Genomic DNA, 25,056 nt, shown 5'->3' with positions numbered 1-25,056 from the left:
TAATATCGAAGCCAAAGTATGAATATATTTTAAATTTTAGGAAATGGCAAAAAACCTCACTCCCTAGAGTGAGGTTTTTCAGTCGTTCTAAACTTGCCTATTAACGGTTTGGCAGCGTGAATTTATCCGGCAGAACCGAGCCGTCACTGAATCGGAAAAATTGATAATAATGATGCTCCTTCTCCTTGTAAAACAACTGCCATACATATTCGCCCTCATAGATGCCCGGCATGAGCCTGACGATTCTGATGCCAGGCAGCAATTCCTTGATCACGTCCCGTATTTGCTGCTCCGACTTTCCATTGGACAGAAGCTCCTCATGAGCTTCCCCGCTTGCCGGCAGCCAGACCATCAGCTCTTCGCCGTCCTCGTTTTTCCCTTGGATGACCCAGCAAACTTCATCCCAGACCGATTTCCACGTCTTGTCGACCGAAATGATGCTCGTTTGTTGTTTAGCCGACTGTATTGCCGACTTCTCCTCATTCCAAGTATCCTGCTGAACATAAACATAGAAACGATGAAGGCCGAAGAGCACGAGCAGCAGAATGAGGATAGAGAGCAGGATCCATTTGGTTCTCTTCTTCAACCTTCTCTTCCTTTCTTAACAAAGCTCAAATCGCAAATTGCTTCGGATGATACACTCAAGTTCAGCTTTCAGTCCCTGCGGTCTGGATAGCCAATCTACGATCTAGCCAACAGGCCTTCAAAGGCTGCTTGAGCCTCTCGGCGAATGCGTTCTTCATCCAGGGTAAGGCAAGAGCCGTGCTTCACGATCTGCTTCCCGTCAACCCATACATGCTCAACGTCTTTCGGCCCTGCGGAATATACGACATGGGACACATAATCGGTTCTAGGCACAAAATGCGCCTGTTCCGTATTGAGAGCAATGAAATCCGCTTTCATTCCTACGGCAAGCTTGCCCGTATTGTTCAAGAACAAGGATCGGGCACCGTATTCGGTTCCCATGCGCAGCGCTTCCAGCGCCGGGACGGCCGTTGGATCACCCGAGACCCCTTTATGGATTAGGGCGGCAAGCCGAATTTCCTCGAACATATCCAGGTTGTTATTGCTCGCTGCACCGTCAGTCCCCAACGAAACCGTTACCCCGGCCTTTAGCAATTCGGGCACTCTGGCCACACCGCTCGCCAGCTTCAAATTGCTTCCTGGGTTATGAGAAATCGCTACTTTATGGGCAGCAAGCACAGCAATTTCGTCGTCCGTCAAATGCACGCCATGCGCAAGCAAGGTTGGACGGGAGAACATCCCTAGTTCAAGCAAATGCTGCACCGGTCTTGCCCCATAATCGGCTACATTTTGCTCTACCTCAGCCTGCGTTTCCGACATGTGGGTATGCATCGGCAAATCGAGATCATGCGCCGCCTGGACGAACTGCTCAATGTAGTCCGGTGGGCACGTATAAGGGGCATGGGGGGAAATCATCGTCGTAATCCGGCCGCTGGCCTTCCCGTGCCAGTTCCGGGCAAAGGCAACCGCTTCGTCCAGTTTCTGCTTCTGTACGTCTGCCGGACAAAGACCGATTGCTCCGCGCATGAGCACCCCGCGGATGCCCGATTGCTCCGTCACCTGCGCGACCTGATTCATATGATCATACATATCGAGGAAGGTCGTTGTGCCCCCCTTGATCATCTCCAGCACGGACAGCGCTGTTCCCCAATACACATCACTGCCCGTGAACTTCGCTTCCATGGGCCACATTTTCTCCTGCAGCCATTTTTGCAGCACCATATCATCGCCGTAACCGCGCAATAGCGACATGGCTGCATGGCCGTGCGTATTGATTAAGCCTGGCAGAAACAATAATCCGTTTCCATCCAGGATTTCAGCACCCTCGCTATGTTCTGGCTGCTCGGAGCCGATATACGTGATCAAATCATCCTCAATGAGCATATAGCCGTTTATGATCGATTGATTCTGCTCCAGAACGGCAAATGTGCCGTTCTTAATTAACAATTTATGACTCATTAGAAGTTAGTTCCTTTCCGTCTTGCAAATAGTAGGCTAGACTAAGCAAATCCGTCGTGAAATCGGCCGCATGAATTCTCACCTCTGGCGGAACCTTCAAAATGGTTGGCGCAAAGTTAAGGATTGCTCCGATGCCGGCGGCTACGAGCTGATCAGCTACCCGCTGAGCTTCAAAGTCGGGAACGGTAATTATTCCAATCCGTATCCCCAAAGCCCTCACCGTTTCAACGAGCTCATCGATCGGCTGGACGGTAATGTTATTGATTTTGCTGCCGATTTTGGCTGGCGCTGCATCAAACACCGCTACGATTTTCATATTATCCTTCAAATAAGCATTATAGTTGGACAACGCTTGGCCTAGATTACCAGCTCCGACGAGAGCTACATTGATCTGCTGATCCAGATTCAATATTTGCCGTATTTTCTCAATGAGATAAGACACATCGTACCCGATGCCTTTACGGCCGAAATCCCCAAAATAAGCAAGGTCTTTACGGATTTGCGCAGGATTAAGATCGAGCTTCTGACCTAATTCCTGAGAGGATACCGTCGGCACTTCACGTAGGCTCAGCTCATTGAGGAAACGCAAATAAACGGGTAATCTGCGTACAACCGCATCGGAAATTTTTTCTGATTTCATAGCTTTTTCCCCCTCAAAATGGCGCGATATGAATAACGGTTATTGCTCCCTTACATCCTGGGCTTCATGAACATCAAGCCATTCGGAAATTCTCGGTACCATTTGCTCGGTCGGCATATGTTCCATTTTCGGCCCAGGCAGCGAATATAAGAAATACTTTCCGTAGTAGGATTCCAAGATGCGTGTATCATACACGACCACGATCCCGCGATCCTGCGAAGAGCGCACCAGACGGCCAAATCCCTGCTTGAAGCGGATAACGGCCTGCGGAACGGACAGCTTCATAAACGGATTCTTCTTCTCTCTCTGCAGCCGCTCGCTCTTCGCCTCGACGAGCGGATGATTCGGCGGCTGGAAAGGCAGGCGAACGATGGCGAGGCTTGTCAGCGCTTCACCGGGAATGTCGACGCCCTCCCAGAAGCTGCTCGTTCCAAGCAGCACGGACGCTTCCTGCCCTTGGAATCTGCGGGTCAGCTTCGTGCGGCTGCCGCTGTCCATTCCTTGTCCGATGACGGTAATCCCCTCTGAGGACAATTGCTCCTTCAGCGGGTCATACACCTGGCGCAGCATGCGGTAGGATGTAAACAACACCAGCATTCGTCCGCGCGTGGCTACCGCCGTATCTGCCAGCGATTGCACCAGCATGCTTACGAAGTGGGCGTCCCCCACGCTCCCCTTCACGCTTGGGAAATCCCGAGGAATGACGAGGAGAGCCTGATCCCGGTAGTTGAACGGCGAAGGAAGCATCGAAGTAAGCAGGCGATCGTTGTCGTTAGCTTCCTGCAGTCCCAGTTGATCGATCATATACTGGAACGACTTATCGACGGATAAGGTAGCGGAGGTCATCACTACGCTTTTCTTCTTATCGAAGAAATAATTTTTGAGCTGCTCGCTGACATCGATCGGTACGGCGTAAATTTGCAAGGAACGGCTGCGATAATTTCCATTCCCTTCAAGCCAATACACGGTTTCTTCATCGTCAAGCTTCATGAACGTACGAATCGCTTCCCGCTCTGTCGCCAAATCCTTAAATAGACCGTTGATATCCGTCAGCAGGCTGTCAGCCCCATAATCCTCCTGCTCGTCCCGGATGTCATTCATCATCCGTTCCCCCTTGCGGATCACATCGCCAAGCAAGACGTAAATATGATTTTCGAGCGAACTGAGCGTCTCCCAATCCTTTGGCTTCTTATGTGGAAGCAGACGAAGAACGAACTGTCCGGGATCGCCAGGAGCCGCATCGCTGCGTTCCGGCATCAAGGAGAATAGCATTTCGCTGAGCTTGTCCCAGCTCTCCTTCACATCCACCAGCGCCGGATAAATGCCATCGATGATGCCGCACCAATCCGCCGATTTCTCGCTTGGTGTATTCTGCAGCAGCATTCTCAGATTAGGCAACTGCCCGGTTTTACTGTCCTTGAACAAGCGGGTTAATGTATGCACAACGGTAAAGTATTTCATGTGAAGACCCAGATGCTTGCCTGCCACATCCTCCAAATGATGTGCTTCATCGATGACCAGTCGTTCATAGCCTGGGAGGAGCTGATGCCCCGCCTGAATGTCCGTGAACAGCTTCGAATGGTTCGTTATGACGACATCGGCTACACCGGCTTCATGTTTAGCCCTATGATAGTAGCATTTGCGAAACCACGGGCAGGAACGGCCCAAGCATGAATCGGAATCGCTGGCCACGGTTTCCCAGAAATCTCCGCCACGATTGCCCATATTAAGCTCCTCATCGTCGCCCGTCTCGGTTTGCGTCAGCCATACGATCATTTGTGCCGCGATCATCACATCTTCTTTGGGGGCTGCGAAATCTCTTCTACTTATTTTATGTTCAAATTTGCGCAGACACAAATAATGCTGCCTTCCCTTAAATACCGCCGCGCGGAACGGAAAAGGAACGGCCTCTGTCAGCAGCGGGATATCCCGTTCCCGAAGCTGCTCCTGCAGGTTGATCGTGTGCGTGCTGACCATCACCTTCTCATCTTGCTTTACGCCGTGATAGATGGCTGGCAATAAATAACCGAGCGATTTCCCCGTGCCCGTGCCCGCCTCAACAAGCAGATGCTTATCTTCGTCGAAAGCTCGCATTACTTCATCAAGCATCATGTTCTGCGCTTCACGTTCCTCATATCCCGGCAGCTGGGCACGCAGGCGTTCTCTCACCTGCTCCATAAACTGCTCAAAGGTGACGTTGGCAAGCGGATTGTCAAACATATGATCCCTGGCCGGAACGATATCCATCCAATCCTCCACCTGCAGAGCATATTGGCGATAATAGGCAAATCCATCCGTATCCTGCTCGCCTTGCAGCTCTCTTTCCTGCAGTGCCGCATCAAAGAACCAGCCCAAATCACTATCTTCTCCTGCAAACAAATCAGACAGGCGCTGCAGGGTCAGCAGCGGCAGACCGGCTAATTCATCCAGGCATTTCAAGAATACATAAGCCGTAGCCAATGCATCGCTGTCGGCTTGATGGGGCCGATCATGCTCTACTCCAAACTCGACGGCAACAAGTCCCAGCTGATAAGAGCTGAGAGAGGGATATAATATTTTCAAAAAATCCATCGTATCCAGAATACGTCCTGTAAACGGAAGGTATCCTGTCTTATCCAGCGCGCTCTGCAAATAGTTGAAGTCGAAGGCCACATTGTGACCAACGAGCACCACATCATTCAGAAGCGGAACCATTTCCATCATGACTTCATCCAAGTCCGGCGCATCTTTGACGTCATCCTCGGTAATCCCCGTTAATCCTGTAATGAATGGAGGAATCGGTATCGTCGGCTTGATGAACGAATGATATACCTGGGAAACGGTCAAATTATGATCTATAATGGCAAGTCCAACTTGAATAGTTTCATCGGAGGACTGATTGCCCGTTGTCTCAAAGTCAAGTACAGCATATTTCATTTCTGTTCTATGGTCCCTTTCGTTCCAGTCTCTTTTCCTCTTAACAGCATAACAGAAGATGGACGATTTGAAAATTAATACAGATGAATACAAAAGAAGCGATGCGCCGCAAAATAACGGATTCCCGCATCGCTCCTGCAACCTGGCTTCAGCCTACAGCAATGAAGTAAGCTGAATGCCGTATTGAAGCTTTCCTGTGCTTTGCAGACAGGCTTCCCAATTGGCTAACGGCTCAGGCAAGGTGGGATCGCTATGGTATGCCAAGGCGAAGTACTCCTTCGCTTTGCCGCGAGCTCCCCGTTTTGCCTCGATGCAGCCGAGTGCATTGTAAATAATGGAACGCAGCCGCATATTCGTCGCTCCCTTAAGCACCTCTTCAAAATAATGCACAGCCTCTTCATTTTCTTCCAGATGAAGATGGCACATCGCCAAATAAGTGCGGCCGATCAAGCTGTCCGGATATTGCTCCAGTACGGCTTTAAACTGAACCAGAGATTGGGGAAACATCAGCAGCTTGTAATACCCCTGACCTTTGGCAAAAGCATCAATGCTCATTTCCGGAAAATCCAGCTCATATTTTTCTTCCAGACAAATGCCGTTTTGACGGAGGGCCCCCATCTTCTCCTCAAAATTAAGCCATTCTTCAATCATGCTGTCGCTCATTTGTCTCAAAACATGCCATTTCCGGGCAAGTTCATGCTTATGAGCACCTTGGGCGATCGGGTAATGCCGGGCAATCTCATCTAACATTTCATTCATTTCCGCAAATACATGTTGAAACATCATCCGCAACCCACCCTTTAACGAAAATGAAATCAGTACGAGGCCTTACGTTCATTTTTTGTTCCGAGGGGGCTTTTCATTCCCGAAGGCATTAATTGCATAACAGAGGGCACTTCAGGCACCGCCTTATCGAACCGTGGCGTGAATTTCCTCCTTGGCAGTCTCCACAGGACGATTGTTCTCATCGACAAACACGACGGTTGGTTTGTGGCTTCTCAGCTCTTCTGCAGACATTTGCGCATAGGAGATGATGATGACATTATCGCCAGGCTGAACCAGCCGGGCGGCTGCCCCGTTCAGGCATATCACTCCGCTGCCGCGCGGCCCGGGAATAACGTAGGTTTCCAGACGCGCTCCATTATTGTTGTTCACGATTTGCACCTTCTCGTTCTCAAGCAAATCGGCCGTTTCCATCAAATCCTCATCGATCGTGATGCTTCCGATATAGTTCAAATTAGCCTCAGTAACCGTTGCCCGGTGAATTTTCGATTTCATCATCGTTCTATACATGGCTATTTCTCTCCCTCCATCGTTAAAATGACGTTATCGATCAAGCGCGTTGTCCCAAACTTAACCGCTATGGCGATTAATAGCTTGCCTTCCGCTTCCTTTGCGCGCATAGAGCCGGGAAGGGATGCAAGAGAAGGAAAGCTGCGGATTTCTGCATAATCCAAACTCGCCGCAGGTTCCGACTCGATTGTCCGAACAAGCTCCTGAAGAATGTGCGCAACCGTAGCCCCCTCCCTCTCCCTTGCCATCTGCTCTGCCTGACGCAAAGAACGGGATAATACAAGCGCTGCCTGGCGCTCCTCCGGCGTTAAATATACATTGCGGGAGCTGAGGGCAAGGCCGTCTTCTTCGCGTACGATCGGGCATGGAACGATCTCGACATCCATGTTCAGATCGATGACCATTTGCGTAACAACAGCTACCTGTTGGGCATCCTTCTGTCCAAAATAAGCCCGATGAGGTGCCACAATATGCAGCAGCTTGCCGACTACGGTCGTCACTCCGTCAAAGTGGCCGGGACGCGTCGCGCCGCAGAGATGGTCGGTTAGCTCGGATACGAGAATCCTCGTCTTCGTTGGCTGCGGGTACATTTCATCAACGGATGGCAGAAAAACAATATCGACGCCTTCCCGTTTGGCCAGGGCCATATCCTTATCGCTGTCACGCGGGTAACGGTCGAAGTCTTCATTTGGCCCGAACTGGATCGGGTTCACAAAAATACTTAAAACGACAAGATCATTGTCCATTCTGGCGCTCCGCAGCAGGCTGGCATGTCCTTCATGCAAATATCCCATCGTCGGAACGAAGCCGATTTGCAGCTCCCTTCCCTCTTTAGCTGCAGCAAAGCGCTCCGCTCTCAAATGCTCTCTGACATCCTTTATTTCCGTTAAAACGATCATGACGGCGAGTCCACCTTCCCTTTCCCATACAATCCATCCAGCACTTTCTCATCAGCGGAAAAAACATGCTGCTCCCCAGGGAAAGCACGAGTCTTCACTTCGTTCACATATTCTGAAATGCCGTTACGGATTTGCTCCCCGATATCGGCATAGGTTTTTACAAATTTCTTTTCGCGATATAAAGATGTATATTTCAACACATCATGGAACACAAGCACCTGCCCGTCACATCCCCGTCCGGCGCCGATGCCGATCGTCGGGATCTTAAGCTCCTTGGAAATCGCGTCAGCGACCTCCTCAGTCACCAGCTCCAGAACTATGGCAAATGCTCCGGCTTGCTCCAAGGCTTTCGCATCGGCCATCAGACGCTTCGCATCCTGTTCATCCTTTCCTTGAATGCGATACCCTCCGATCTGATTAACAGATTGAGGCGTCAATCCAATATGGCCCAGCACAGGAACGCCTGCCTGCACGACGGCTTGAACCGTTTGCGCGATTTCAGCACCGCCCTCCAGCTTTACTGCATGGGCATGTCCTTCCTGCATCACCCTTCTGACCTGGCGAAGCGTCTCATCAAGGCTGCCGTGATAGGTCAGGAACGGTAAATCCGTAACGATAAAAGTATGCTGCGCGCCCCGGGCTACGGATCGGGTATGATATACCATATCTTCGACCGTAACTGGAATCGTCGTCTCGTATCCAAGCACCACATTTCCAAGGGAATCCCCGACCAGGATAAGGTCGATCCCTGCTTCCTCCGCCAATTGGGCGGATGGATAATCGTAAGCTGTAATCATCGAAAGCGGAATTTTGTCCTGCTTCATCTTTTTCATTTTAACAATGTTTAGAGCATTTTTAACAGCCATTCACTTCATCTCCTTTGGTATTCAAGCCTTTAGGCTTGGGTTAGCCACATCGATTCTGCGCAAACGACAAATAACCCTTTTATCGTCGCAGCGCTAAAAAGGTCCGAATCCAAAGAAGAGTATCTTTCTCGTTCGTCCCTTCTGTCTCGGTCCTTTTCGGCTCAGAGCAGAATCCAACGTAACCGAATAATTTTTCGGTCATGACGGTTATCACTTCCTCATTACAATGTCCACATGAGTGCAGTTCGAATCATCGATACCACCTCATGTGGACAGTATAGCAAAGTTTTTTAAGGATTACATCCGCCAAGTTGAACTTCTCCAGAGAAAATTGTGGTTAGCTTGTCATCCCCTTGCATGACGAGCAGTCCGCCATTCTTATCCAGACCCATCGCCCGGCCGCTCACTTCCCCTTGAGCTGTCTTTACTGTAATCTGTTGGCCTGTCGTTACCGACAGCGCCTCCCATAAATGGCCTATAGGGGCAAAGCCTTCTTCCATATATAATCCATAAAGCTTCTCCATCTCGGCCATCACCGCACCGATCAGCACAGCCCGATCCACTTTCCGGCCGCTTTCGATTTGCAGCGAAGTGGCAATGGGCACGAGTTCTGACGGCAGGTCGTCCGTCTCTAAATTCGCATCGATGCCGATTCCGGCGATGCAATAGCGGATCATTTCATCCTCGCCTACCGACTCCAGTAAAATTCCGCAAACTTTACGTCCCTGGACAAGCAGGTCGTTAGGCCATTTGATGCCCACACCTATCCCGGTTACGGCTCGAATGGCCCGGCATACCGCCACAGCACTCAGCAAAGTAAGCTGGGGCGCCGCCGATAAGGGCAGCTGCGGGCGCAGCAGGAGGCTCATCCATATTCCTTTGCCCGCAGGGGAATGCCATCTCCGTCCCTGACGCCCCCTGCCGATCGTCTGCTCTTCGGCAATCACCAGAGTGCCCTCATTCGCCCCCTGTTCCGCCAAGAGGCGAACCTCCTCCTGGGTCGAGGTCGTAACGTCGAGCAGCTTTAAACGCTGCCCGAAGGAAGTCGTATCCATCGCCTGAAGCAAGGCGCTGTATTCCAATCGTTCAGGCTTGCTGACGAGCCGGTATCCCTTGCGGGAGACCGCTTCAAATTCATAGCCCTCCTCGCGAAGCTTATTGATTTGTTTCCAAACCGCAGTCCGGCTTATCGACAATTTGCGGCTAATTTCCTCCCCGGATACATACTCTCCCGGGCGGGACAGCAGCATATCGAGCAAGCGGCTATGACCCATTTTGCTTCACCACAGCTTTCACATATTCAAGCAAATATTCTTTCTCGTTCGGAGCATCGCCGACAGCTACAAGCAGCAAAATCCGCTTCATCAGCTCGCCAAGCCAGGGCCCGCCCCTCTGACCTAACGCAGTCAGCACATCGCCACCGCGAATGGCCAGCTCTTTCAAATCATGAACAGGCACAGTTCGATGCCAACGCCGCTCCTCTTCGTTCAGGCGAAGCCTGGCTTCCTGGCCCTCGCTTCCTTTAGAGTCCAGCCAGCGGCTCTGCCGTTCCAGCCATAATCCACTAATCGTTTGACCATACAACAGCTGAAGCTCTATAAAGCCGCGGCGAAGACGCTCTTGATCCTCCCGGCCTATGCCGGCCCTCATCTCGTGCCACGTCTCATCGAACATCATGATTTCTGCCGTCGTTTGGGCGACATGATTGGAGAAAGTCCATTCCTTCATCCGGGCTTCCGCAGCCAATCCCGAAACTCCCAACCCTTGGAGCAGCATGGACCATCTTAGCTCCTGGGGCTCGGCTGGCATATCGCCCAAAGCTTGGAGCCTCTCTTCTTGCTCCTGAGTCTGCTCCCTAAGCTCTTTGAAAGGGTTCTTGGCGTAATGCAGCAGCTGGCTGCGGCGAAGCAGCTCCAACCCCCGAAGAGGATTAGAACCCAGCAGCAGCCGTTCCAATTCAGCCCGTATGCGCTCCATAGCCACGTAAGATAACTTATCCCTTCCTTTGAGCAAAGCGCGCCATAGGCTCTTCACGGGACGGAAACCGAATACCGACGCAAAGCGGATCGCCCGCATCATGCGGAGCGCGTCCTCATCAAACCGTTCCTCCGCCTCTCCGACGCAGCGGATTATTCCCCTGCGAATATCAGGCAAGCCAAGAAAGGGATCCGTCAGTTCTCCGTCCAGGCTGCGAGCGATCGCATTCATGGTAAAGTCGCGCCGCTGCAAATCTTCGATGATTCCGTCAACAAATTCGACTGCAGCAGGGTGCCGATGGTCTTCATAATGGGATTCTTTGCGAAAGGTCGTAACCTCAAAAGGATAATCCCCCATCAACACTGTAACCGTGCCATGCTGCAACCCGGTCGGAATCGTCCGTTCGAAAAGCTCCATAACCGTCTCAGGCTTCGCTGAAGTCGCGATATCCATATCGTGAACAGGACGGTTCATCAGCTCGTCCCGCACGCAGCCCCCGACGAAATAAGCGCTGTAGCCCGATTCCAGCAGCGCTTTAAGCACCTTTTCCCCCTGATGCTGCATCAGGGGGTCTACCTGCTTCCATACGCGCATGTCTATAACCTCCAGAGGTTCCCCTCAATCTAACGACTCACGCCGATACTCGCCTTTCCCTGGCATGAGTTTATCCGCAAAGCGGCTTCAACAACGGCATCTTGCGTCCAAGCACCTTATAGTAAATGCTCTCGTATCGGGCAGTTATCAGCTCGCTGCTAAATTCGCCTCTTGCCCGGGTTAAGCACGCTTCCCTTACTTGATCCGCAAGTTTACCGTCTTTAAGTAAAGCAAGCGTATTATCGGCCATCTGACGCGTGTCACCGATCGGTGAAAGAAAGCCCGTCTCGCCATGCGCGACCAGTTCAGGAATCCCGCCGGCTAGCGAACCTATCGTAGGAATACCGCAGGCCATTGCTTCCAGAGCAACGAGGCCAAAGCTCTCTTTCTCGGATGGCAGCAGCAGAACGTCCGCCATGGAAATAACGTGAGCGATATCATCCTGCTTGCCAAGAAAATGTACCCGATCCGCTATACCTAATTCCTTCACCTTCCATTGAATCTTAGGAAGATCCGGCCCTTCGCCTACAAACAGAAGCTGGGATGGAATCTCTGCATTTACCATATTAAATACGTCGACAACATCGCTAACCCGCTTAACCGGCCGAAAATTAGAAATATGCATGAGCACCTTCTCGCCGGGAGCGGCAAATTCGCTTCGGCATGTCTTCGTATCACGCGGATAATACACTCGCTCGTCTACAAAATTATAGGTCAATTCAATATCTCTCGTAATATCAAGCACTTCCCGCGTCTCTCTCATAAGATCGCGGGAGACCGAGGTTACGGCATCGCTCTCATTAATAGCCAGCCGAATAAGATCCTTCAAGGATTCATCCTGGGCGAGCACGGTAATGTCTGTTCCATGCAGGGTCGTGACTATTTTCAGCTTTTCCCCGACCATCTGTTTGGCCAAAAACGCGCAAACCGCATGAGGAACCGCATAATGCACATGCAAAATATCCAAATTCTGCTGTTTGGCTACCTGTGCCATCTTCGTCGCTAGGGACAAATCATAGGGCGGATACCGGAACACATAATAATCGCTTACTTCAACTTCATGATAAAAAATGTTCTTGTGATAGCTGCCCAACCGAAAAGGAACGCTATGTGAAATAAAGTGAACCTCATGTCCTTTCTCTGCCAACAGCTTGCCAAGCTCGGTTGCCACAACCCCCGAGCCGCCAAGCGTCGGATAACAGGTTATGCCGATTTTTAGAAATGGGTCCATATAGTCAGGGACCTCCTTCATTGTCTTGTGCTTACCTTCTGAACTTATGTGCTGCTGGAACCAAATAGTTCTATCAAATAGGGTGACTTGACTGCAAAGCCTTCGGCATAAGCAATGAGCTTTCGCTGCCCAAGCAAAGCATCCCTTGCTTTAACCCGCTCCACATAACCCTGGTTTAAAGGCGTTGGAGCCACATCCTCCCCAGGAGCGGCCTGTCCAAATTGGGAGCGGTAGCATTCCAGAGCCTGTTCTTTAAGCCGGTAGAACTCACTTACGTCGACGAGGATGTCGGGCGTTCTCCAGTCATTGATAAAGTAGAAATATAGATCGGGAACCGGGATGGCCGGAATTTCCGGCATATAACGCCGCAGCTTGGCATTAAAAACGGCTTCTTCTACGAGTCTGCTCGCTGCGACATGATCCGGATGCCGATCCTCCCAATAAGGAGCAAATACTATACCGGGCGATAATGACCTTATAGCCTCTGTTACAGCGGCAATATTTTCAGGCGTAGCCTGCAAAGACCGATCCGGCAATCCCAGATTGCCCCGATACGACAGTCCAAGCACCTGCGAGGCGGCCGCAGCCTCCTGTTTGCGGAGCTCTACATTGCCGTTAGACGACAGCTCGGCTTCTGTCAGATCAATGATTCCTACCTGATATCCAGCTGCAATCTGCTTGGCAATCGTGCCGGACATACCGATCTCCGCATCGTCGGCATGGGCGCCAATGACGAGAATATCCAGCTTTAGGCTCATTGCGATAATCCCGGCTTGTTCTGTTCAACAAGCTCACGCCATGCAAAATCGCCTCGATCGAGGGCACGAATCAGGATTTCTGCTGTCGCCATATTCGTAGCAACAGGAATGCCATGCACGTCGCAAAGACGGAGCAGTGCTGTAATATCCGGCTCATGCGGCTGTGCCAGGAGCGGATCACGCAGAAAAATAACGAGATCCATCTCATTCTGGGCGATCAGCGACCCGATCTGCTGATCTCCGCCGAGCGGACCAGACAGGAAGCGATGAATTTTCAGCTCAGTGCTCTCCATAATACGGGCACCCGTCGTTCCTGTTGAATACAGTTTTTTATCCTTAAACACATGTTCATAAGCGATAGCCAAGTTAACGATATCCTCTTTTTTACGATCGTGAGCAATAAATGCGATGTTCATCATGTGCGTTATCTCCTTTTCAGCAGCATCTCGTATCAGTCCACAAAATGTTCGAAGCCGTAAATCAGGCCTTCATATTCAAGCACTTTCTTAATCGCAAGGTTGACCCCCGGCATATACCCTGCGCGTTCATACGAATCGTGGCGAATCTTCAACGTCTGGCCGAATCCGCCGAATATTACTTCCTGCTGTGCAAAAACTCCTGGAAGACGGACGCTATGAATGCGGAAGCCATTATAATACCCGCCTCTCGCCCCATCAATCGTCTCTTCCTCGTTCGGATTGCCTTGACGTAATTCTTCGCGGTTCATGGCGATCAACTCCGCTGTTTTTACCGCCGTTCCTGAAGGAGCATCCAGCTTTTGATCTCCATGATATTCTATTATTTCGAGGTGAGGAAAATATTTAGCCGCCTGGGCTGCGAATTTCATCATTAGAATGGCTCCAATCGAGAAGTTCGGAGCAATCAAGCCGCCGATTCCCCGCTCCTGGCACTGCTTGTCCAAATCCTCGATTTGCTCCGGAGTGAAGCCCGTCGTCCCGATAACCGGACGTACCCCATGCTTGATCGCTGTCACGGTATTCGCATACGCCGACTGCGGCGTAGTGAAGTCGACGAGCACCTGAGGCTTGCCTTCTACCAATGCCAGCTCCAAGTCCTTGCTTAGCGTCACACCGCAAGCGGGAAGGCCAACCAATGTACCGGCATCCAATCCTTCATCCGATAAATTCACGGCGGCTACAAGCCGGAAATCGGGATCCTCCAGAACCATCTTTACGACTTCCTTACCCATTCTGCCGCCCGCACCGGCAACAGCTACTCTTATTTGTTCAGTCATTTCATAATTACCTCACATTTCCTAGGATGATGATTGATTGATCTTGGATTTAAATCGTTGTTCTAACTTTTGAAGCTGCTTTGTAATAGCTTCATCCTGCGGAAGCTGCGAAGCCTCCTGGATGGCCTGCAAAGCAAGTGAGTATTGCTGCAATTCACCGTAAGCTATCGCAAGCCATAGCTGTGCGATAACGGACAGCGGATCCAAATGAACCGCCCGCTCCAGAAGAGTAACCGCGGACTTTATCAACGCGCCATGACGAGCTCCGGACTGCTCCAGCTGCTTTTTCGCCATGACCGTCAATTCCTTAGACTGCAGCCGATCATAATGTGATTTATACTCCATATGTGCGGGCTCTATTGTCGCAGCCAAACGAGCATGATGAATCGCCTTTTCCAGTCGGTCACTGCGCGCACAAGTAATAGACAGGCGATAATGGATGTCCGCATTGTCCGGCCCCTCAGCCAGCGCCTGTTCAAACCAGTGAATCGCTCCTTCAAAATCATTATCGAAGATGCTGCGATAGGCTTTCTTCAAATTTTGTTCAACCTGCATATGCTGTCCCCCCGCAATGATGGGCTGATTATTACTACAGCATATGATAAAGCCTGCTAATCGGTGTCCTTTTTGGTCCAACGATCTGCATCCCGGGTATTGAATTTATGCATCACCTTATTATGGGCTTCCGTCAAATCGATCCCCATAGAATTAGCAAAGCAAATCGTAATGAATAATATATCGCCAAGCTCCAATTCGATGGAATTGTCTGCCTCATCCGGCTTCTTCGGCTTTTCACCGTATCGATGGTTTACTTCCCGTGCCAGCTCGCCGACTTCTTCACTCATTCGGGCAAGCATACTGAGCGGACTGAAGTAGCCTTCCTTGAACTGCGATATGTACTCGTCTACTTCGCGCTGCATTTCTGACAGTGTTTTCTCTTGCAATGCCTAGGCCTCCCCCGTCTTTACTCAGGTTTTAACCCTATGTTATCGTAAAGACGTTTTGAAAACAAATCATTTTTTAATCGGCGTTTAAAAAGGTATACTATATGCGTTGACTTCTACTTATATCGGGAAAAATAAGATATTGGCGAACTTATTTTTAAAACAGGTGAGGGATATTTATGAGAATATTTAAACTTTCAAGCTATCTGCGCACGGTACTTCCCATTATGCTGGGTACTGCGATTTATGCTTTTGGACTGCTCTATTTCATTATTCCGAATCAGTTGATGGAAGGCGGCGTCACCGGCGTAACGATCCTGCTCAATTATGCCTTTGGCATATCTCCCTCCATCTCCAACCTTGTGCTGAATATCCCCCTATTTCTGTTAGGGTGGAAAATATTAGGGGGACGCTCGATCATTTACACCGGTCTGGGTATTGCTTCCTTGTCTTTTTTTCTGTGGATGTTCGAAAATATGATTCGTACCGGCTGGATCAATCCATTTACGACCCAGAACGATTATATCCTCGCTTCTCTCTATGCCGGCGTAACGCTCGGAGCGGGATTGGGACTGGTCTTCCGCTTTGGCGGCACGACTGGAGGATCGGACATTATCGCCAGAATTCTTGGCCGCAAATATGGATGGAGCATGGGACAGGTCATCTTAAGCCTGGACATTATCATTATCGGCCTCTCCTTGTTCTATATTCGGGAAGAAAATATTTTGTATACGTTAGTTGCCGTCTTTATCGCCTCCAAAGTCATCGACTTTATCCAGGAGGGGGCTTATTCGGCCAGAGCATTTACCATTATCAGCGACTTCGCGCCTGAAATTGCAGATATCATAACAAAGGAGATGGAGCGGGGCGTTACGCTTATCCCGGCGGTGGGAGCCTATTCCAAGCAAGCCAAGCATGTGGCTTATTGCGTCGTTTCGAGACAGGAGATAAGACGGCTGCGGGGAATCGCCAAATCGGTAGATCCTAGGGCTTTCATCATTATTAGCGATGTTCACGACGTGCACGGAGAGGGCTTTAAAGAGGATTAGCCCCGCTTATTAAGAAGCAGGGCTAACAGAGAGCAGCATGTTCCTTCACTTTAATCTCGCTTCTTGAACAGCCCGCCAGTTCCCCTTGGCCTGCTCACAGAGGAAACGGCTTGCTCGGCCTGATATTTGCGCATCGCTGTGTAGGTCAGGGCCAGCAGTATCCAGCCGCCAATCAGGGCGCTCCAATACCAGGGGCTTTTCGAACCGATCAAGGGCAGAAATACAGGTTCATTGCCCTTTCGTCCAAACAGCTCCTGAAGCAGAGGAGCCCCTTGATCGATCGCCCCCTTTAGCGCCGACTCGTCCCAGGAGGCCTCGCTGCCGAGCCGCTCAACGTAAGACAACCAGGAATTGAATTTATGGATAGCCGGAGGATCTCGTTGAATGATCGCCGCCGGCCTGATCATCTCGTAATGCGATTGCAGCGATTGCATCGCCGCCTTGAATTTCGACCGGTCGCCGCCCGAGCGAGCCTTGCCCATATCCTGCAGGCTGCTGGACATCACTTTATAGTATTGCTGCCAGAGGGCATCCCGTTGATGCGTCAGGCTGTTTACAGCCAGCCTGAGCCGAGCTGACGCCTCGATCCATGCCTCCGGCGACAGCTTTACCCGGTTGATCGTTTCCCTTGTATCTATAATGCATTCGGCAAGAGCGTGAATTCCGTCTACGGAGGTCAAGCCTTTGAAGGACAGCCCCTCCAACGCCTGGATCAATTGATCCATTTCGCGGTGAGCTGCCGTTGTATCCCCCTGCTGCATGGCATGATACAAACGTTCCGTCACGGCTTCAAAGCTCCTTAATCTTTCGTCTCGCTCCTTGGTGGAAAGTACAGCAGAATCCGTCCTTATGGCATGCGCTATGCCCGGGAGCTGCACAGTCCAGCATATCGCTAACAGTACAGACAACAGCACCAGCAGCCCCCGTCTATCCTTATCCGGCCTCACGGACATCCCCCCTTACCAATCATGGTATGGCAAGCTGTCCCGCCTTAGAACCGGGTTATATTCTTTTTGCCGCTCTCATCGCGATCCAGCCGGCGGCTATGCTGACGCCCGTTAAGGCTACGGTAAAGATCATCACAGCGCCAACATCATCCCATAGGGCTGGCGGCAGCCATGGATAGATGCCGAACGAGTAATCCATGAAATCATTCAGAAAAGTCCAAGCTCCGGCTATAAGCAGCATCATTGTTCCATATTTAAAGAGACGCACGAACAATAACGCCTCGACCGCCATCGCTAAATGAGAAGCAACCAGCATCCAATCCTGCCACACCAGCAGCTCTCCTTGATAAGCTCCCGCAAAAATAATGCTTACAGCCCATATCCCATATTTTACGCTGGTCACGACGGCTAAAGCTTCAATTATAGTCCGCAATCTATGATACTTGGACAAAGGCGTCGGAAACATAAGGAATAATAGTGCCAACGTAAAAAACAAACTCGCTGTCGGGCTATCAGGTACGAACGGAATTAACCAGCGCGGATAATTGTTCCATGTCTCCTGGAGCTGTGCCCCATACCATATGTATCCATATATCGTGCCTAGCAAGTTACTTATAAACAAAACCCATAAAATGAACCGGCTCGCCAGAAATTCCCGGCTCCATAACGATGACAGCCTCAACGTTCATGCTCCTTCCATGCACCAAGTGTAAGTTCGCTCAGCCACGCTTGTCTTTATGAAATCAAGAACCTGACCGTTGATTACGATCAGGTTCTTGATTCATTTCTATTTTACTGTTCAGCTTTTTGTTTCGCAAGCCATTCGGCCAAGTGATCGATATCCTCATCCGTAAGACCCGCAGTAGTTGCGGCATCATACATTGACGGCATCGATTTGTAGCCATCATGGATAATAGTTAGGATCTCATCCTTGCTGTGCTTGTCTCCGATCCCGCGCAATGACGGAGCGGCTGTACCCTTCAAATCGGCTGCGTGGCAGTTGATACAGGTCGCCTTCTTGTAGAACTCCATGGCAGGATCGTCCTTATCTACAATGGCAACTTCTTTCTGCCTTACCGCATTCGAGGTAGGTAAGCCTTGTTCCCGTTTCTCCCTAGCCTCTTCTTCACGTTGAATGTGCTCAGGCTGCGTACCTGACGCTTCAAGCTCATGCTTGTAGTGCGTCCAGGCTACGTTCGTCAAGTAAACGACCGCTGCAAGAGACAGGAACATCAACGAGGAAGCGATCGGACGGCGATAGAAGCGGCGTTCCTTCCCGCGATCCAGAAATGGAGCGAGCATTAAGCCACCAAAAGCTACGCCAGGAATACCCAATGTTCCGAGTACTACCCAATCTCCCGAAGCGTACGGATACTTCAAGTACTGATAGAGGAACAGGAAGTACCAGTCCGGCATCGGGATGACCGACGCGCTTGGGTTGGCTGGATAACCGAGCGGCGCTGGCTCCGAAATGGTTAATACTAGGAAGCCAACAAGTACTACTACGCCAACCATCCATTCTTTTAACAAAAAGTTCGGAATAAATGCCTCCGATTTGCCTGGATATGCCGTATAATCGGGAGGAGTGATAAATCCTTTGCCCTTGCGTACGCGCGAATCGCCGACAAATACGACTTTTTCCTTCGATTTGTCTACGTTAGCCATGTAATTGCCTCCCTTCTCAATTTTATAGTGGACCGGAAATACCCTGTCTGCGGATCATAATAAAGTGTCCTACCAGAAGGATAAGCAGCACGGCCGGAAGGAAGAACACGTGAATAGCGAAGAACCGAGTAAGCGTCTCAGCCCCTACGATTGAACCGCCTTGAAGCAGTTCTTTGATGACAGGCCCGAGAACAGGTACAGAGTTAGCAATTTCCAATGTAACTTTTGTTGCGAAATAGGCTTTGTTGTCCCATGGCAGCAGATATCCGGTCAGACCAAGTCCGATCATGACGAAGAATATGAGCATGCCCACAACCCAGTTCATCTCCCGCGGCGCTTTGTACGAGCCTGTGAAGAATACACGCAGGGTGTGGAGGAACATCATTACGATAACCAAGCTTGCTCCCCAGTGGTGCATACCGCGGACGATTTGGCCGAATGCGACCTGAGTCTGCAAATACTCGACACTGGCATAAGCATTAATAATATCAGGAACGTAATACATTGTAAGGAACATTCCCGACAGGATCTGGATTACAGTAATAAAGAACGTCAAGCCGCCGAAGCAATACACGAAAGCGGAGAAATGATGCGCAGGGTTAACGTGCTCCGGAACCTCGTGGTCTGCCACATCTCTCCAAATCGGCGTGATATCAAGACGTTCATCAATCCAGTTGTACACATTTTTAAACATCCGAATCTACGCCTCCTTATTTCACGATACTATTCGGGATAATATCTCCCAAATAGACCCAATCATCCTTCAGCATGACCTTGTATTCGTCAAGCGGAGCCGACGCAACGGCCAATTGCTTGCCTTCTTTCGTATAGTGCGCGCCATGACAAGGACAATGATACTCGTTCGGGAAATTCGCATTGCTATTCCAGCCTACTGTACAGCCTAAATGCTTACAGATGGGTGAAAGCGCATAAATTTTGCCGCTCTCATCCTTACGAATCCAAGCAACGAGTGAAGCTGTGCTTAAATACCAGCCATCCTGCTGCTGCAGCTCGAACGTGAACTCCTGCGGCTCATTCGTTATTTTACTGGCTTCAACCACCTTAACAAAAGTGCCCTCGCCTTTTTTCTGCAGAATCGGGTCTACAGCAAAACGTACCATCGGTAACGCTGCACCCCCTACCATAAAAGCGGTAGCGCCTCCCAACGTATATGTAAGAAACTGCCGACGGGACATTTCCTTACGAGTAGGCGGTTTATGCGATGATTCATGCTCGTCGTTATGAATGCTCATACTGTCTTCAACCCCCTTTGCAAGCCAATTCTCTCTCCCGTTTCAATGATAAATATCACATGTTTTGGTAAGACATATTAATAATATATTAGGGTTCTGAGAGCGTCAAGAATATCCGTGGTCTTTTTACGCTACCATCGCTCAACGACCATATAAAATGTTGATAATTTGTCACAATTGACGAATTTAGCTCTTTTCCCACATTTGCTGAATTTGCCTTCCCAGGGCGGCACCAGCCTCATGGCTCTCCAACCCTTCAAACCGGCTTGGATCAACGATTAAGTCGGCATTCGGAATCATTTCCGGGGGGATTCCAATCTCGGCAGAAACGACGATAATGTAGGTAAACCCGGACAACTTGACATTATGACAAACTTCATTAACTTGCGACAAAATATTTTCTTTTCCATATTGAAAAGAAGGATATGTAACAACTCTACCTTTAAAAGGAAGCTCAATCCAATCCATCATGTCTCTCAATTTTTCCAATGCCTCTGTCACTTCATAGGGCTGTTCATTCCCGGTAAGCCCGGTAATCGGAATGAGACATGTGTCTAAATAGGGTCGCAATTCCTCCCATGATCCTGCCTCTATTTCACTGAATTTCATAGTTATCCCCTTCCTTATTCTTTAAACATTATATACAGGGAGGCCATGAATTGAAAGAATTAAGAAAAACGTCTATCGACGTACTTTCTAAGTAGGCAGACCGAATTTAACGGTTGTTTTTCTTGAGATTACAGAATGGTTCAGTCCCGCTAAGAAATTATATAATGTACAATCTACAGTCTACAAAAAAAGGAATGCCGTTAGCGGCATTCCTTTAAGTCCTCCAGCGCTTTCAGCTCTTCTGTCAAAGCCCGAAAGGCTTCCTCGTCACCCTTGGCCAAAGCGGAATCTATTTCACTATAAATCTGCTCGGAACGGTGTTTGCGCAGAGCTTCATCCCATACCATCTCCGCAGCAAGGCCAAGCATCACTTCGTAAGTTACCTTCATCTGATCCATAGGATGCACCTCCAACTAGATCCTGTATTCTTTTCCTTTCACTACATAGCTTTCGGTTGTCAGCTTCATTCGCTGCAAGTCGGATTCCGTTAGCTCGCGGACAACCCTTGCCGGTGAGCCCAAAGCAAGCGTATAGGGGGGGATGACTGTATTTTCCGTGACTAAAGAACCTGCTCCTATTAAAGCATATTCACCGATAGCGGCTCCGTTTAAGATGATAGCCCCCATACCGATTAATGTGCCTTTGCCTATTTGGCATCCGTGGATAATCGCGGCGTGGCCGACAGAGACGTCATCCCCGACGATTAAGGGCTGCCCGGCATTCACGTGGCCTACAACACCGTCTTGAAGATTGGTTCTCTCCCCAACTACGATCTCCGCTAAATCTCCTCTTAGTACAGCATTGAACCAAACGCTGCTTTCCTTGCCGATGTTTACGTCACCGATCAGTTTCGAACCTTCCGCGACAAATACGGAAGCATCCACTACAGGTCTTTTTCCCCGGTATTCCAGTAACATAATACCCACTCCTCCGCCATTGATTGGGAGTGATTTTAACAGTACGACTTGCCGTTGTCAATGATGTGGAACTGCCTATTTTTCAAGAAACTCAACGCTTCTGAAGCTGCTGAACACAGTGTTTGCCGAAAGGGGTTGTCTGCACAAATCTTTCGCGAGTATCATCTTCACCAATCCGCAGCATGCCCAAATGCAGCATCATCCGTAATATGCGTTCTTCAAAAATCGACTCCGGAGTATCGTAAAAAAACGGTTTGATCAAAAGCTCCATCCTCCCAAACAGCGAAGCTGCCGTCACCCATTCGGCGGAACAACGCTCTATCCAATACATTAGAGATAGCAAGTTAGGGATAGGCCCTTTATAAAGTCTTAACCAAAAGCTAACAAACTGTATCATCGGTTCTTGTTTATTCTCCGCAAGATACGAACTGCCGTTAGCTGTTAAGGTCAACAATCCGCCTTCCTCCCGAATCCACTTCATGTGATAAGCGTAATCATACAATAGTGCCAGGCGGCTCGGATAATCCTTGAACCTGCGTCCATACCCGAACCTCCAGCCCCTTCCTACCAGCGGTTCTGCAATGTGAAGCTTCTCCATGAGCTGCATTTGGTTTCTGCGATACATGATGCCCTCTGCATTCAAAGGAATTTCGTGATGATACACATAATCCAGCAGCTCTCTTAAATCCTTCGGGAGCAAATCGTACTCCTCCCTGTAGACGGTTGGTTCCGAGTCCGCCTTTTTTACGCTTGATTTAAAGCGGGTCTCCAGCGCCTCTTTGAAGCGCCGTTTCAAGTCCTCGGGAACCTCGAACAAGTATTTCGTACTTGCCGTTGAACCGTTAAACAGCCATCCTCGCTGCCTGAATCTAGTGATGACATCCCTGGGACTCTCGCGCTCCTTAGCGTCCTGGGTGAAGCGCGACTGCTGGGCGCAAGCGATCAACTCTTCCAAACTGAACTGGCGTCGTCCATCAAAAAGCAGCATATTCAGAAAGCGTAAATCTTCCAAACTCAACTGTTCGACATGCTGTTCAATGAACTCTCTTCTCCCAATTGTTTGAAGAATCGACTGAATCAAGTCGCGCTTGGAATTTCCATTGCATTCGCACTGGTAATGACTCGCTATTCTGCTAAGCTGTCCGATATCGGCAAAAGTGAGCATATCCGCCAAGTCCATATTTTACCGCCTCGCTGTTTTACTACCATTATGGGAAAATTTGCAGCTTTTATTCCGAAATCGCAAAAAAAATAACCCGGTCTGTTAACCGGATTATTTCGTTTCCTTTAAATTTTCCTCTAAATGCCGTGTACAGTTGTACAGCAGCAAGTCCCACTCCTGTTCCTTTCTTTCCACGATCGTAAGCGATAAGTTGCCGATCCGCTCCGTATATTTATTATCGTACAAGGCAATATATAGCTGGGCTAACAGCGCCCCGTGAGACACGACAAGAATGCGCTTATCCGGGTAGCGTTCATACAGCTCTTCCATGAATTCAAGAGCGCGCCCCCGGATGTCATCATCCTTCTCCTGGCCAAGGTCAAGCGTGTTCCAATCTTTGCCCCACAGCGTCTCCCTCTCCTCCGAGGTTAAGCCTTCGATTTGACCAAATGCCCGCTCCATCAATCTTGAATCGGGATCATACAGCGGAATACCCAAAATATCGGCAATAATCGAGCCCGTCTCCTGGGCACGAGACAAGCCGCTAGTAATGATAAAATCCCATGGCTGCGCATCGCTTTCGTGTTTAAGCCTTTCCGCCAGCTTGACGGCTTGCTTCCGTCCCTCGTCGTTAAGCGGTATATCGCTTTGTCCTTGAATTTTCCCTGCCGCATTCCAATCTGTAAGCCCGTGGCGAATTAATCCGACAATCATGCTGAACCTCCGTAATTATGCTTCGTTAAACAGTCATTGTATGTAGTCTATTTTTTAAAAACAAGCGCTTCTTCCCCGGATAAGAGGTGAAGAAGCGCTTGACTCGCTATTTCAATTATCTCCTTATCCGGCGTATGCCTTTGAAGGATATGAACGCCAGCACCATTCCTGCCATTGATAAAACCATCCAATACTGAGGATATGCAGGGCCCATTTGTACTACAAAAGGCTCTACGATCCCTCTCGATACGCTGGATAGATCAAATATAGGCAGTTCTGAAGCGGAGCTTCTGTCTGCTGCTATTACGGCAGGCTGCATGACCCCCGTGGCCGGCTTGATCGATTCATTGTTCTGACCGTACCCGCCAATGATAAATACGAGAAAGCTGCACAAGAATACTGCCAAAAAGCAGGCTGACCAAATCGAAACACGTCTTCTGATTCGATTGGTAACTCTGCTATGCTCACCGCCAGGCGCGAGCCAAGGCGATTCCGCATAAATTCGATCCATGACTTTGCGGTTCACTCGCTCGGCTTCCTCGGTTGACACCTCCGCTGGCAATTCATGAATGATATCCATGCTTTCCTGCCATACGGAATATTCAGCCGCACAGTATTCGCAGCCCAAAATATGCCATTCCAGCATTTTACGCTGGGGGTGATTGTCCGGTAAGTCAGGTATTAAGCCGAACAGCTCTTGGGCCTCTCTACAGTTCATCTGCTTTTCATCCCTTCATACGGCTCGTAAATCTGTTCATAAAAGTAGGGTTCAAGCTGACTTTTCACGCTGCTGCGTGCACGGAATAACAAGGATTTCACCGCGCTTACACTTTGTCCTAGCACATTCGCGATTTCTTGATAGTCCAATTGGTCGTATTCGCGAAGTATTAACGCCGACCTTTGCTTTTCCGGAAGGTTATTAATCGCTTCACGCACCATTCCAACTTTCTCGCTTCGCAATATCGCCTGCTCCGGTACAAGCTCGCTTGGCGCTACCGGAACAATGCCGCTTTCTTCCAACGGGACGCTTCCGGCGCGCTGCTTGCGCAGCTCGCTGAGCACGGTATTTCTGGCGATCGTATATAACCATGTTGAGAATGATGCATCCACTTCACGGAAGGAGTGTAAACTCCGAAATGCTTTATAGAACGTTTCCGAGCATAGATCTTCTGCCATCAGCTCCATATGAGCGCTCTTTAGCATGTGGTAGATGAAGGCCAATATTTTGCGCTGATACCTTCGCATTAATTCCGAATACAGCTCCGTATTGCCTTCCTTAATTTCACGAATCATTTGGGAATCCGTCATTTGAGTGCGATCCTCCTCGCCCATCCATGTGCTTCTTCCCGTTCGACTCTCTCCTCTTTATTACCGAACAGGATCC

The 25,056-nt window shown here is 49.7% G+C and carries 29 protein-coding genes; 1 reads left to right on the top strand and 28 read right to left on the bottom strand.

The genetic code is table 11. The features are described 5' to 3' along the window. Window positions 1–100 precede the first annotated feature (100 nt). From ACE3MQ_RS09775 to ACE3MQ_RS09700, 16 genes are all read right to left on the bottom strand, one after another. Window positions 101–586 (bottom strand): cell wall elongation regulator TseB-like domain-containing protein, encoded by a 486-nt coding sequence (locus tag ACE3MQ_RS09775; RefSeq protein WP_379392416.1) that lies wholly within the window; start codon window positions 584–586, stop codon window positions 101–103. Window positions 587–681: 95 nt separating this feature from the next. Next, entirely contained in the window at window positions 682–1,983 is a 1,302-nt protein-coding gene (locus tag ACE3MQ_RS09770) for an amidohydrolase (protein WP_379392415.1), read from the bottom strand. Beyond that, complete coding sequence (locus tag ACE3MQ_RS09765; protein WP_379392414.1) at window positions 1,973–2,623, bottom strand: redox-sensing transcriptional repressor Rex; 651 nt, start codon at window positions 2,621–2,623, stop codon at window positions 1,973–1,975. The genes ACE3MQ_RS09770 and ACE3MQ_RS09765 overlap by 11 nt, the downstream gene beginning before the upstream one ends. A 39-nt stretch (window positions 2,624–2,662) precedes the next feature. After that, window positions 2,663–5,539, bottom strand: coding sequence for an ATP-dependent DNA helicase DinG (dinG, locus tag ACE3MQ_RS09760; protein WP_379392413.1), 2,877 nt, complete (start codon window positions 5,537–5,539; stop codon window positions 2,663–2,665). Window positions 5,540–5,692: 153 nt separating this feature from the next. After that, on the bottom strand, window positions 5,693–6,325 hold the full coding sequence (locus ACE3MQ_RS09755; RefSeq protein WP_379392412.1) for a tetratricopeptide repeat protein: 633 nt from the start codon (window positions 6,323–6,325) through the stop codon (window positions 5,693–5,695). A 123-nt stretch (window positions 6,326–6,448) separates the two neighbouring features. Further along, complete coding sequence (gene panD, locus ACE3MQ_RS09750; protein WP_379392411.1) at window positions 6,449–6,832, bottom strand: aspartate 1-decarboxylase; 384 nt, start codon at window positions 6,830–6,832, stop codon at window positions 6,449–6,451. 2 nt (window positions 6,833–6,834) lie between these two features. Further along, complete coding sequence (panC, locus tag ACE3MQ_RS09745) at window positions 6,835–7,731, bottom strand: pantoate--beta-alanine ligase (RefSeq protein ID WP_379392410.1); 897 nt, start codon at window positions 7,729–7,731, stop codon at window positions 6,835–6,837. Next, on the bottom strand, window positions 7,728–8,597 hold the full coding sequence (gene panB, locus ACE3MQ_RS09740; RefSeq protein ID WP_379392409.1) for a 3-methyl-2-oxobutanoate hydroxymethyltransferase: 870 nt from the start codon (window positions 8,595–8,597) through the stop codon (window positions 7,728–7,730). Before panB ends, panC begins: the two co-directional genes overlap by 4 nt. Window positions 8,598–8,887: 290 nt before the next feature. Continuing rightward, window positions 8,888–9,871, bottom strand: coding sequence for a biotin--[acetyl-CoA-carboxylase] ligase (locus tag ACE3MQ_RS09735; RefSeq protein WP_379392408.1), 984 nt, complete (start codon window positions 9,869–9,871; stop codon window positions 8,888–8,890). Further along, window positions 9,861–11,168 (bottom strand): CCA tRNA nucleotidyltransferase, encoded by a 1,308-nt coding sequence (locus ACE3MQ_RS09730; protein WP_379392407.1) that lies wholly within the window; start codon window positions 11,166–11,168, stop codon window positions 9,861–9,863. Before ACE3MQ_RS09730 ends, ACE3MQ_RS09735 begins: the two co-directional genes overlap by 11 nt. Window positions 11,169–11,238: 70 nt before the next feature. Then, on the bottom strand, window positions 11,239–12,399 hold the full coding sequence (gene bshA, locus ACE3MQ_RS09725) for an N-acetyl-alpha-D-glucosaminyl L-malate synthase BshA (protein WP_379392406.1): 1,161 nt from the start codon (window positions 12,397–12,399) through the stop codon (window positions 11,239–11,241). 44 nt (window positions 12,400–12,443) lie between these two features. Next, window positions 12,444–13,157, bottom strand: coding sequence for a bacillithiol biosynthesis deacetylase BshB1 (gene bshB1, locus ACE3MQ_RS09720; RefSeq protein ID WP_379392405.1), 714 nt, complete (start codon window positions 13,155–13,157; stop codon window positions 12,444–12,446). Then, window positions 13,154–13,576, bottom strand: coding sequence for a methylglyoxal synthase (locus tag ACE3MQ_RS09715; RefSeq protein ID WP_379392404.1), 423 nt, complete (start codon window positions 13,574–13,576; stop codon window positions 13,154–13,156). Before ACE3MQ_RS09715 ends, bshB1 begins: the two co-directional genes overlap by 4 nt. Before the next feature lie 32 nt (window positions 13,577–13,608). Then, the gene (gene dapB, locus ACE3MQ_RS09710) at window positions 13,609–14,412 is read right to left on the bottom strand and encodes a 4-hydroxy-tetrahydrodipicolinate reductase (protein ID WP_379392403.1); all 804 of its coding nucleotides are present in this window, start codon (window positions 14,410–14,412) and stop codon (window positions 13,609–13,611) included. A 21-nt stretch (window positions 14,413–14,433) separates the two neighbouring features. Then, window positions 14,434–14,967 carry a tetratricopeptide repeat protein gene (locus ACE3MQ_RS09705; RefSeq protein WP_379392402.1) on the bottom strand — a complete coding sequence of 178 codons (534 nt, stop codon included), beginning with the start codon at window positions 14,965–14,967 and terminating at the stop codon, window positions 14,434–14,436. A gap of 56 nt (window positions 14,968–15,023) precedes the next feature. After that, complete coding sequence (locus ACE3MQ_RS09700) at window positions 15,024–15,332, bottom strand: nucleotide pyrophosphohydrolase (RefSeq protein WP_379392476.1); 309 nt, start codon at window positions 15,330–15,332, stop codon at window positions 15,024–15,026. Between the two features lie 203 nt (window positions 15,333–15,535). Between ACE3MQ_RS09700 and ACE3MQ_RS09695 the strand changes: the two genes are divergently transcribed. Next, window positions 15,536–16,405 (top strand): YitT family protein, encoded by an 870-nt coding sequence (locus tag ACE3MQ_RS09695; protein WP_379392401.1) that lies wholly within the window; start codon window positions 15,536–15,538, stop codon window positions 16,403–16,405. Window positions 16,406–16,455: 50 nt separating this feature from the next. Here the strand turns inward: ACE3MQ_RS09695 and ACE3MQ_RS09690 are convergent, their stop codons facing one another. From ACE3MQ_RS09690 to ACE3MQ_RS09635, 12 genes are all read right to left on the bottom strand, one after another. Further along, window positions 16,456–17,358 carry a sporulation protein YpjB gene (locus ACE3MQ_RS09690; RefSeq protein WP_379392400.1) on the bottom strand — a complete coding sequence of 301 codons (903 nt, stop codon included), beginning with the start codon at window positions 17,356–17,358 and terminating at the stop codon, window positions 16,456–16,458. A gap of 49 nt (window positions 17,359–17,407) precedes the next feature. After that, window positions 17,408–18,034: a DUF1405 domain-containing protein gene (locus ACE3MQ_RS09685; protein ID WP_379392399.1), complete on the bottom strand. Its 627-nt coding sequence runs from the start codon at window positions 18,032–18,034 to the stop codon at window positions 17,408–17,410. Between the two features lie 110 nt (window positions 18,035–18,144). Then, window positions 18,145–19,017 (bottom strand): menaquinol-cytochrome c reductase cytochrome b/c subunit, encoded by an 873-nt coding sequence (locus tag ACE3MQ_RS09680; protein WP_379392398.1) that lies wholly within the window; start codon window positions 19,015–19,017, stop codon window positions 18,145–18,147. Between the two features lie 22 nt (window positions 19,018–19,039). After that, window positions 19,040–19,711 carry a menaquinol-cytochrome c reductase cytochrome b subunit gene (gene qcrB / locus ACE3MQ_RS09675; RefSeq protein WP_009226991.1) on the bottom strand — a complete coding sequence of 224 codons (672 nt, stop codon included), beginning with the start codon at window positions 19,709–19,711 and terminating at the stop codon, window positions 19,040–19,042. A 16-nt stretch (window positions 19,712–19,727) separates the two neighbouring features. Beyond that, the gene (locus tag ACE3MQ_RS09670; protein ID WP_379392397.1) at window positions 19,728–20,270 is read right to left on the bottom strand and encodes a Rieske 2Fe-2S domain-containing protein; all 543 of its coding nucleotides are present in this window, start codon (window positions 20,268–20,270) and stop codon (window positions 19,728–19,730) included. 186 nt (window positions 20,271–20,456) lie between these two features. Next, the gene (locus ACE3MQ_RS09665; RefSeq protein ID WP_379392396.1) at window positions 20,457–20,879 is read right to left on the bottom strand and encodes a DUF2487 family protein; all 423 of its coding nucleotides are present in this window, start codon (window positions 20,877–20,879) and stop codon (window positions 20,457–20,459) included. A 200-nt stretch (window positions 20,880–21,079) separates the two neighbouring features. After that, complete coding sequence (locus tag ACE3MQ_RS09660; protein WP_155610109.1) at window positions 21,080–21,277, bottom strand: IDEAL domain-containing protein; 198 nt, start codon at window positions 21,275–21,277, stop codon at window positions 21,080–21,082. A 15-nt stretch (window positions 21,278–21,292) separates the two neighbouring features. Further along, window positions 21,293–21,796, bottom strand: coding sequence for a gamma carbonic anhydrase family protein (locus ACE3MQ_RS09655; protein WP_379392395.1), 504 nt, complete (start codon window positions 21,794–21,796; stop codon window positions 21,293–21,295). A 91-nt stretch (window positions 21,797–21,887) separates the two neighbouring features. Then, complete coding sequence (locus ACE3MQ_RS09650; RefSeq protein WP_379392394.1) at window positions 21,888–22,976, bottom strand: hypothetical protein; 1,089 nt, start codon at window positions 22,974–22,976, stop codon at window positions 21,888–21,890. A 93-nt stretch (window positions 22,977–23,069) separates the two neighbouring features. Continuing rightward, window positions 23,070–23,672: a histidine phosphatase family protein gene (locus ACE3MQ_RS09645; protein ID WP_379392393.1), complete on the bottom strand. Its 603-nt coding sequence runs from the start codon at window positions 23,670–23,672 to the stop codon at window positions 23,070–23,072. 115 nt (window positions 23,673–23,787) lie between these two features. Further along, entirely contained in the window at window positions 23,788–24,390 is a 603-nt protein-coding gene (locus ACE3MQ_RS09640; RefSeq protein WP_379392392.1) for an anti-sigma factor, read from the bottom strand. After that, complete coding sequence (locus ACE3MQ_RS09635) at window positions 24,387–24,980, bottom strand: RNA polymerase sigma factor (RefSeq protein ID WP_379392391.1); 594 nt, start codon at window positions 24,978–24,980, stop codon at window positions 24,387–24,389. Before ACE3MQ_RS09635 ends, ACE3MQ_RS09640 begins: the two co-directional genes overlap by 4 nt. Window positions 24,981–25,056 lie beyond the last annotated feature (76 nt).

The sequence above is a fragment of the Paenibacillus lentus genome (assembly GCF_042714055.1).
In the GTDB taxonomy this organism is placed as follows: Bacteria; Bacillota; Bacilli; order Paenibacillales; family Paenibacillaceae; genus Fontibacillus; species Fontibacillus lentus_A.
The sequence above is the reverse complement of the archived record's forward strand: the minus strand, read 5'-3'. Positions and strand labels throughout refer to the sequence as shown.